Origin of the sequence: Pseudomonas sp. EA_65y_Pfl2_P78 (assembly GCF_963970495.1) — a bacterium.
Classification (GTDB): domain Bacteria; phylum Pseudomonadota; class Gammaproteobacteria; order Pseudomonadales; family Pseudomonadaceae; genus Aquipseudomonas; species Aquipseudomonas baetica_A.
Genome location: NZ_CAXAON010000029.1, coordinates 65,772 through 75,114 on the forward strand (window position 1 = coordinate 65,772; position 9,343 = coordinate 75,114).

The 9,343-nt window shown below is 60.1% G+C and carries 4 protein-coding genes; 3 read left to right on the plus strand and 1 reads right to left on the minus strand.

Features of this window, described 5'->3' with window-relative positions:
• Positions 1–187 precede the first annotated feature (187 nt).
• Both AACY02_RS20435 and AACY02_RS20440 read left to right on the plus strand, forming a co-directional pair.
• Entirely contained in the window at positions 188–3,247 is a 3,060-nt protein-coding gene (locus tag AACY02_RS20435; protein ID WP_339433520.1) for a dermonecrotic toxin domain-containing protein, read from the plus strand.
• The gene (locus tag AACY02_RS20440; RefSeq protein WP_339433521.1) at positions 3,148–5,757 is read left to right on the plus strand and encodes a hypothetical protein; all 2,610 of its coding nucleotides are present in this window, start codon (positions 3,148–3,150) and stop codon (positions 5,755–5,757) included. Before AACY02_RS20435 ends, AACY02_RS20440 begins: the two co-directional genes overlap by 100 nt.
• 72 nt (positions 5,758–5,829) lie before the next feature.
• Here AACY02_RS20440 and metE read toward each other — a convergent pair whose 3' ends face one another.
• Positions 5,830–8,142, minus strand: a complete 2,313-nt coding sequence (gene metE / locus AACY02_RS20445) for a 5-methyltetrahydropteroyltriglutamate--homocysteine S-methyltransferase (protein ID WP_339433522.1) — start codon at positions 8,140–8,142, stop codon at positions 5,830–5,832.
• 111 nt (positions 8,143–8,253) lie between these two features.
• On the opposite strand from metE, the gene metR reads away from it, so the two are divergent.
• Positions 8,254–9,171, plus strand: coding sequence for a transcriptional regulator MetR (metR, locus tag AACY02_RS20450; RefSeq protein WP_339433523.1), 918 nt, complete (start codon positions 8,254–8,256; stop codon positions 9,169–9,171).
• Positions 9,172–9,343 lie beyond the last annotated feature (172 nt).

The following is a 9,343-nucleotide window of genomic DNA, read 5'->3' on the forward strand; positions in this document are numbered from 1 at the left end:
AACCCCAGTAGAGCGCGAGTCTGATGAAGTTTGTACAAGCGCGCTGCCACAGTTCGATGACAGTTTGATGAAGAGTGCCGAGCGGTCGTCAATGCCATAACTATCTACCGCCATGGTGCTTCGCGATCCCTTTTAAATGGCTTGCTCAAGGAGTGGAACCGCCGCTCCCATTGCGAGATATGCCGCCATGCCCGATAGCCTTTTCCCCGATCTGCCTTACCCACCACCGCTGGCGCTGCCACCCGCCGCCCCATTGCCCAGACATCTTGATGACAGCCTGTTGCTGCAGGCCACGGCCCGCTGGCGCGAAAGCAGCCAGGGTTTGCGCGAATTGGTTGCCGCGACGCCAGCACTGCGCGACTCGATCAATGAACTGTTGCGCCAACAACTGGATCTTGATGGCGAGCAAGCCGGCCTGCGCTCGACCGCCACGGATAACCAGCCAGAGCGTTTTGTCTGCCTCACCGATGCCTGTGCTTTTGTTGTGCAACACCCGACACTGGAGGCGTCGGTCGATCGGTACAGCCGGGTGACCGGCGTGCCTGTGGCTCATCCGCTGGCCACCTTGAAGCCGCTGCAAATGCTTGAACAGCTCAAAGCCATGAGCACCGAACAGGCACACCAGGCTCGTTGGTTGAGTTTTTGGGACGCGCGGGCGCGCGGCACCCCGGTGACTCGACGCGAGCGGGCAATTCAGCTTTACCGCGATCACTTCGAAGCCACTGCCCAGGTGGCATTCGCCCGCAGGACCCTGACCGTAGAACAACTCAAACCGTTGCAACAGATCATCGACACCCGCACCGGGGTACTGACACTGGACGGTCAGCCTATCCATACGGAACAACTGGCACTGCTGCTGAGCAATAACAGCAAAGTCAAACTCAAAGGCGCGTGGGTCATCAGCGTGGGCGATCCGGCCAAGGCCAGCCCTTTGCTGTATCTGCCCTCCCACCCCGTTGCCATCCAGGCCTTCAGCACACGCCAAGTCATGGAAGACTGGCTGAGCGGCCAGGCGCTTGTCCCGACCGGTTTGCCGACCAAGGACCTGCGCTTTGTCTACAGCGCCGCTGCCGATCCAATGATCACGGGCTCAAGCGACCTGTTTGCCGATCGCCCACAGGCTCAAATCAGCGCGTTACGCAACGCCAACCACGGCAAGCCCGGGCTGATGGAGCATGGCGCACACTCGCTTGTTCAGGCAGACCTGCTCGATAGCCAGCGCAGCAAAGCGATCATCGTGGCGTTGCCGCCAAACCCGGTGCCCGCACAACTCGATATCGAAACCGACGAACAATCGCTGTTCGGCAGCCTGCGCGCAGCAATCCCGTTGTCGGTGCGACAGGCGTCGCTCAAACGAGCGCGCGACGCACTCGACGCATTGCTTGAAAACGACGGCAGGGGACATCGTCAGCAAGCGTGCAAAGACGCACTCAAAGCCTTGGAAGCAGCAGAAAAAACCTGCGACACGGCCGCGACGGCCCTGCTGTATCGAGCGCGACCACAGGACCTGAGCACGTTCAATACAGCGTTCAATCAGATTCATCAGGCGCACAAGGACGGCTTGCACGCCGAGGCAACAGTGCAATTGGCACTGGGTCAACTCGATAGCGCTGAGCACAATCTGCTCAAGGCGATTCTGGACACGCCCCTCGCAGCCGAGCGCGACGCTGAGCTCACGGTTGCCAGCCTGACCCTGACAATGACTCAAACGTCTGACCCGACCGCCACCACGCAGACCGAAACACTCAAGGGCCCGCTTGTTGTGATGCGGCAAGCCGCGCTTCTCGACGCAGACTCGACAGGCAGTGTGTTGCTTTACTGGCCCGGCAGTGGCGGCGGCTTGCAACGCTTTGCCAATCGCCGCGAACTGGAACGCGAGGTCTTCAAGATCCAGGAAAAGGACCCCGAACTGACACTGCTGTTGAACCGGATCGACACCGATCCGCTGCACTTGAGCCTTGATGCGCAGATCAGTGAGTTCGAGTCGAACGCCAGCGCACTGCGTGGCCGCAGCGAACACGACGACGAGCTGGAAATCCTGCGTAAACGCACCCTCGCCGCCTTGCAGGTGCCGGTCAATGCCGCGCGCAACCTGACCTTCGCTCATGTGCTGGAGCAGGATCGCAGCGACACGCTCGCCACCCGTCTGCCAGGCTGGCTCAAGCATCTGTCCGAGACAGACCGGGGCACACTCAAGGACCTGATCCAGCGCTTTATTTCGGCGATGCACCGCAGCCATAAACAACTGGCGCTGGCGCTGGAATCGCGAGACGAATTCACCCGCAAACATTTGCTGAAGCGACTGGGCGATGATTTTTCGATCAAGGGCGATTTCGAGGTGACGCTCGACCTGCCCGAGTCTGTGAAATACGAAAAACGCTTCAAGCCCGCCCCGGGACATTCCGGTTATGAACTGGTGATGGTGCCCAGTACCGCCCGCAGCAAAATGACCCTGGTGGAGTTTGCTCAGCTCAACATCGACAACACCCCGTCCATGCAACTCGAACCGCTTTCGTTGCGTTTGAATTTCGTCCAGACCGAAATCACCGCCACCGATGCCACCGAACGCCAGACGCTGGAGGACGGCATTACCTTTGCGTACCTCAAACGTGTCATTCCGGAACTGGATCTGCCCAACGCCTATGAAAAACTCATTCGCGATACCTTCACAGGGTCGGTGGATGAGTCCGCTTATGTGCGCGAACATCGCCGCGAATGCCTGATCGAGCCCTGGCAGGTCATGCTCAGACTGCAAGGTGAATTCGCCCATCTGCAGAAGCAGATCAGCCTGGACGAGTTGCAGATTCTGAAAATTGCCATCGACGCCAACACCGCTGAGGCCTGGCATGCCGATAACAAACGTGTGGTGATCCGCCCGGCCTATCTGAGCGCGGGTGGCAAGGACACGCACAACGAGGGCCCGGCCACATTGTCCGGGGTGACTTTTATTGAAGAGCAAGTCAGCGGCACGACCTTGCTGTATCTGCCCGACAGCCCCGATGAGCGATTCCTGCGCCGTTACGACAACCTGGAAGCGGCCCGCCTGGGCCTGTACACGCTGTGTCAGACAGACAAGTGGACCTCTTATCTGGCCGGCCGGGCATTGCAAGGCACCGTGCGGGCACATGAAGGCCGATTGCGCAGGCCGTGCTCAAGCGTTTTGACGCCATCATCGGCGTCGGCGTGCGCTGGCCGGCCACGACTTCGTTTGCCGCCCACCTGCTCGATGCGCACATGGGCCGATTGATCGAAGCCCATCGTTCGACCTCTCGCTCCAACGATGCGTTGTACATGGAGCGTTATGCCCTGAAAGGGCCGCGAGCATTCAACTACATCAAAATGGCCCTGGGCATGCTGCCTTTCATCGGCACCGCCCTGGCGCTCTACGATGCCTGGACGGCGGCTAATCAGGCCGTGGCGGCTTTTTTGCGCGCAGACGTGGGTGACGGCCTGGCCGAAATCGAGTCGGTACTGGTGTCATTGATTGACGCTGCCATGGATCTGTTGCCCGGTGAAATGGTGTTTTCGGGAGTCTCGCGCGGGGTTCGCTCATTGGTGCGGGCACGCCAGGCCCGAGCACTGGCGACCTCGGCGACGGCGATGCACATGCCTTCGCAGCGCCAGGCCCGCCACTTGATCGCCCGTTTTGCCGGCTACGAGTATCAACGTCCGATTTCCCTGGCCGGGCTGGAGCCGGGGACCAGCGGCCTTTATCGCGGCGTTTACCGCCACGCCGACGGTGACTTCATCGTGCGTCAGGGGCGGATTTATGAAGTTCAGCCCAGCACCGATTCACGCAATTGGCGATTGCGTGGCACCTCGCAAAAAACCTACAAACAGCCCATCGCCCTGGACGAAACCGGCCAGTGGGATACCTGGTTCGGCGTGTATGGCACCACCCTGGAAGGCGGCATGCTCGGCGGCGGCAACGTCGTCGGATATCTGGCCGATGCACTTGATCCGCACTGGCCGGACCCCATTCGACAACGACTGCCGCAATGGTGGGCCAGCCGTACATTTCGCCGACACCATCAATTGACGCAGGCGGTTGACGACCTCGCCGACCAACTCCAGGCCCGGGGAGAGATAAGCGATGCCTTGATCAATAAATACGCTAGCGCCTCGCTGGCGGATCGAGCGGTCCTGCAACCGGCTGTCGAAGCCGCCTGTGTCGGCGATATCCAGTTGGCGAGCAAACGCTATCAGACACTGGTTGACCTGATGCCACTGACCCATGGCAACAAGAAACGAACCCTGATCGAAATGCAGAGCAAGACCGCATGGTTGATCACTGACCGGCACAGGCGCCGCGCGTTGCACCTTTCACACAGAGCCAAAGCCTTGTCAGAAAGAATCAAAGTGCTGAGTGATGCGATGGACGATCTACTGCCCGATACGCTCCACCAGCGGTTGATGATGCTGGAAGAAACCCGCACGTTGCGTGTACAGATGGTGCAATGGCTGGAGCAGATGGAGGCACTCAGGGGGCAAGTCAACCTCTGGTATGACCGCATCCGCGTCAGAGCGGACAAACAAAACATGACGCACTTGGTCGAGGAGCTCAATACCAACCACAGCGATACCAACCTGCTGTATCTGAAAACCGCCCATCGACTGGAAATGGTCAAGAACTATGGCAGCACGGATGATTTGTCGTGGTTCTACCTGTTGGCCCAGGCACGCGAACTTCGCGACGATGTTGACCTGGCTTTGTACACGCAGCACAACCTGCCTAACGTCATTGCGTCACAGGCCGAACGCAACCAGATTCTGCAAAATTGCCTCAACCTGTATTCCCGGTTTCGTCTCGAGATGACGATCTGGACCACCAACTATCCGCAACACTTCCACCTGGATGTGGTTGAACCGCTGCTGAGCGGAATCGAGCGTTTGGGCGACCGTGCCCGCCGGGGCATCATTGATCCCCCTGCACCAAGGCGCACAGGGCAGGTAGTGCAGCGGGTCTTCACCACCGCCGACAATCAGGTGCTTTATGGCGTTGAGCAATGGCATCCGGTGACCCAGGCACGCCAGTACGTGTTCACCGGGCGCGGGGGATACAAGGAAATCTGGGAACAAGGCGCCGACGGCAGAATCCGTCTGACGAACCCGCAAAACATTGCGCCCCCCACACCGCCACAGGTGGCGCTCGCCGTCCTTGTAAGCGATGCGCAACGGCGTCTGGACGCCCAGGCAGCCTACCGGGCCACGGTTGAAAGCAATGCCGATCTGGGCATGCTTCCCGTCGACCTGGAACACATGATGGTCAGTCAGGCCGGCGAGTTGAATCAACGCGCCAACCTGATTCAGGCCAGGTCGGCACAGCACCCGATCATTGAGCAACTGCGCAACAAGGCCGACGAATTGATTGTCACCGGCCGATCCATACGCACCCAGCGATCATTGACCAGCCAGCAGCCTACCGATGGCATGTTGCAGGATCTTATCGATCACGACGTCGTGGAGATCCGCAGGGTCAGCCCCCTGCAGAACCTCACCAAAACCCCGAACAAACCAGATCATATGCAGGAGTACGAGATCTGGGACATATCGCTGGACCCAGCACAATTGCTTTGGTACGCCCACTTTCACTATCGAAGGCCGGGCGTGCCGTTCAGGGATTTCGAAAAAGCGCATTTGAAACTGCCCGAACACCGCTTTGTCACCCGCGCCGAAAACCCCGACCTGCCTGCCGGGCAGATTGGCAGGGGATCGGCCATCCTCGATTACTTTTTGATGCTGCCAGACGTTAACTGACGCGGTGGCAAGGGACGCCTGTGGCGAGAGATCGACTCTCTCGCCACGCAGGCTTTCGATCACCCCCAGCGCTTACGCCAGCCGGGTGCGCAACTGCCGCGCCGCCGCCACCATGTTCACCAGTGCCGCTTCGGTCTCCGGCCACGCCCGGGTCTTCAAGCCGCAGTCGGGGTTGACCCACAACCGTTCGGCCGGAATCCGCTGCACCGCTTTGCTCATCAACTTGACCATCTCGGCGGTGTCCGGCACCCGTGGCGAGTGGATGTCGTAGACACCCGGGCCAATGTCATTGGGGTAATCAAACGCCTCGAAGGCTTCGAGCAGTTCCATGTCCGAGCGCGAGGTCTCGAGGGTGATGACGTCGGCGTCCATGTCGGCAATCGCTTTGATCACGTCATTGAATTCGCTGTAACACATGTGGGTGTGGATCTGCGTTTCGTCCTTGACGCCCGAAGCCGTCAAGCGGAACGCCTCAACCGCCCAGTCGAGGTATTCCTGCCATTGCGCGCGGCGTAACGGCAGGCCTTCGCGGAACGCCGCTTCGTCGATCTGCACGATCTTGATCCCGGCGTTTTCCAGATCCACCACTTCATCACGCAGCGCCAACGCCAATTGCTGCGCCTGGACTTTGCGCGACACGTCTTCACGCGGGAACGACCACATCAGCATGGTCACGGGACCGGTCAGCATGCCTTTCATGACTTTGTCGGTGAGGCTTTGCGCGTAGCTGATCCAGTCCACCGTCATGGCGTGCGGCCGGCTCAGGTCGCCGTAAATCACTGCCGGTTTCACACAGCGCGAACCGTAGCTCTGCACCCAGCCGAAACGGGTGAACAGGTAACCGTCGAGCTGCTCGGCAAAGTACTCGACCATGTCGTTGCGCTCGGCCTCACCGTGCACCAGCACATCCAGCCCCAGGCGTTCCTGCACCTGCACTGCGTGGCGAATTTCACTGCGCATGGCGTCGTGGTAATCGTTGGCCGACAGCTTGCCCTGCTTGAAGGCCTGACGCGCCAGACGGATCGAAGCGGTCTGCGGGAACGAGCCGATGGTGGTGGTCGGGAACGTCGGCAATTGCAGGCGCGCCTGTTGTTTGGCGATGCGTTTGGCAAACGGCGAATGGCGCTGGCTGTCGCTGGCATTGATCGCGTTGATCCGCGCCTGCACCTGGGTTTTATGAATGCGCGGTGATTGCGCACGGCTTGCCTGAATCGCTCGGCTTTGGGCCAGTGCGGTTTGTACCTTGGGCGCTTGCGGGTCGTTCAACGCATCGCGCAAAACGGAAATTTCGCTGCACTTCTGTACGGCAAACGCCAACCAGTTTTTCAGTTCCGGATCGAGCGTGTCTTCACGCTCGACATCCACCGGGCTGTGCAGCAACGAGCAGGAACTGCTGACCCACAGGTTGTCGCCGAAACGCTCCTGCGCCGGTTGCAATTGCGCCAGCGCCTGCTCCAGTTCACAGCGCCAGACGTTGCGTCCATTGACCAGGCCCACCGAAAGAATCTTGTAGGTCGGCAGGCGATCAAGCACCTGACCGAGTTGCTCCGGCGCTCGCACCGCATCAATGTGCAGCCCTTGTACTGGCAGGCCGACAGCCAGACCAAGGTTGTCTTGCAGGCCACTGAAGTAGGTCGCCACGAGTTTTTTCAACGGCGAATACTGAAGGATGTGATAGGCGCGTTCGAAGGCGCTCTTCCACGCTTGCGGCAGGTCGAGGGTGAGGATCGGCTCGTCGATCTGCACCCATTCCACGCCTTGCTCGGCCAGGCGCACGAGGATCTGGTTGTAGACCGGCAGCAGACGCTCCAGCAAGTCGAGTTTGTCGAAATCGTTACCTTTGGCCTTGCCCAGCCACAGATACGTCAACGGGCCGATGATCACCGGTTTGACGTTGTGGCCCAACGCCTTGGCCTCTTCGACTTCATCGAACAACTGCTCCCAGCTCAGCTTGAACTGTTGATCAGCGCTGAATTCCGGGACGAGGTAGTGGTAATTGGTGTCGAACCACTTGGTCAGCTCTTGGGCATATCGGGTTTGGCCGTGTTCGCTACCGCAGCAGTTCGAGGTAGCGCCACGGGCCATGGCGAACAGGGTGTCGAGGCTCGGCTGGCCGTGCTCATCGCGCACGCCGTCGAAACGCTCGGGGATCACGCCGAAGGTCAGCGAGTGAGTCAGCACCTGGTCGTACCAGGCGAAGTCGCCGACCGGCAGCAAGTCGATGCCGGCCGCTTTCTGCAATTGCCAGTGAGTGGCACGCAAATCACGGCCAACCTGGTTCAGCGCGGCCTGATCGAGATCGCCTTTCCAGTAGGCTTCGAGGGCTTTTTTCAGTTCGCGGTCGGCGCCAATGCGCGGAAAACCAAGGGTGTGGGCCACGGCCATGTCGAAGGTGCTCCATGAGTAAAAGATGGCGCCATTGTCGACAGCCAGGCCAACATGAGACAAACTCAACCTTTTCGTGTTGATCACAAGTTTTGTTCATGGAGCCAGCCGGTGCTTGAAATCCGTCACCTCAAAACCCTGCACGCATTGCGCGAGGCGGACAGCCTGGTCGATGCCGCCGACCGTTTGCACCTGACCCAATCGGCGCTGTCCCACCAGTTCAAGGAGCTGGAAGAGCGCATGGGCATGCAATTGTTCGTGCGCAAGACCAAACCGGTGCGTTTCACCAGCGCCGGTCTGCGCCTGCTGCAACTGGCCGACGCCACCCTGCCGCTGCTGCGCGGCGCCGAACGCGACATCGCCCGACTGGCCGGCGGCACCGCCGGGCGCCTGCACATGGCCATCGAATGCCATAGCTGCTTTCAGTGGCTGATGCCGACCATCGACCAGTTCCGCGACGCCTGGCCGGAAGTCGAACTCGACCTCGCCTCGGGCTTCTCCTTCGCCCCGCTGCCGGCCCTGGCCCGGGGTGATCTGGATCTGGTAGTGACCTCTGATCCACTGGACATCGCCGGCATCACCTACGTGCCGCTGTTCACCTACGAAGCCATGCTCGCGGTGGCCAATCAGCACCCGTTGGCGAACAAACCCTACATCGTCCCCGAAGACCTGCTGACCGAAACGCTGATTACCTACCCGGTGGAACGCGACCGCCTGGACATTTTCACCCGCTTCCTTGAACCGGCCGACATCGAACCGGCGCAGGTACGCACCTCGGAACTGACGGTGATGATGATGCAACTGGTCGCCAGCGGCCGTGGCGTCTGCGGCATGCCGCACTGGGCGCTGCATGAATACAGCTCACGCGGTTACGTGAAGGGCAAACGGCTGGGGGAGAAAGGCTTGTTTGCCACGCTGTACGCCGGGATTCGCGCCGATATGCTCGATGCGCCGTACATGCGCGATTTTCTGCTGACGGCCAAGGACACCTCGTTCTCGACGCTGGATGGTGTTAGCGCGGTGCGTTGAATCACCCAACACCAAAAGGAAACCAGTCGGTACTACTTGCTGGTTTCGGCGTTTTTCAAGGTTGTTGTCGCGTCGCCGTCTAACTATGCCGCTCTTTTCTCGGTCTGCTGCTGCCGATCCGGGTTCAACATCACAGTGCCCATCGGCTCCCAGTTTCTTGTCTGGCCAGACC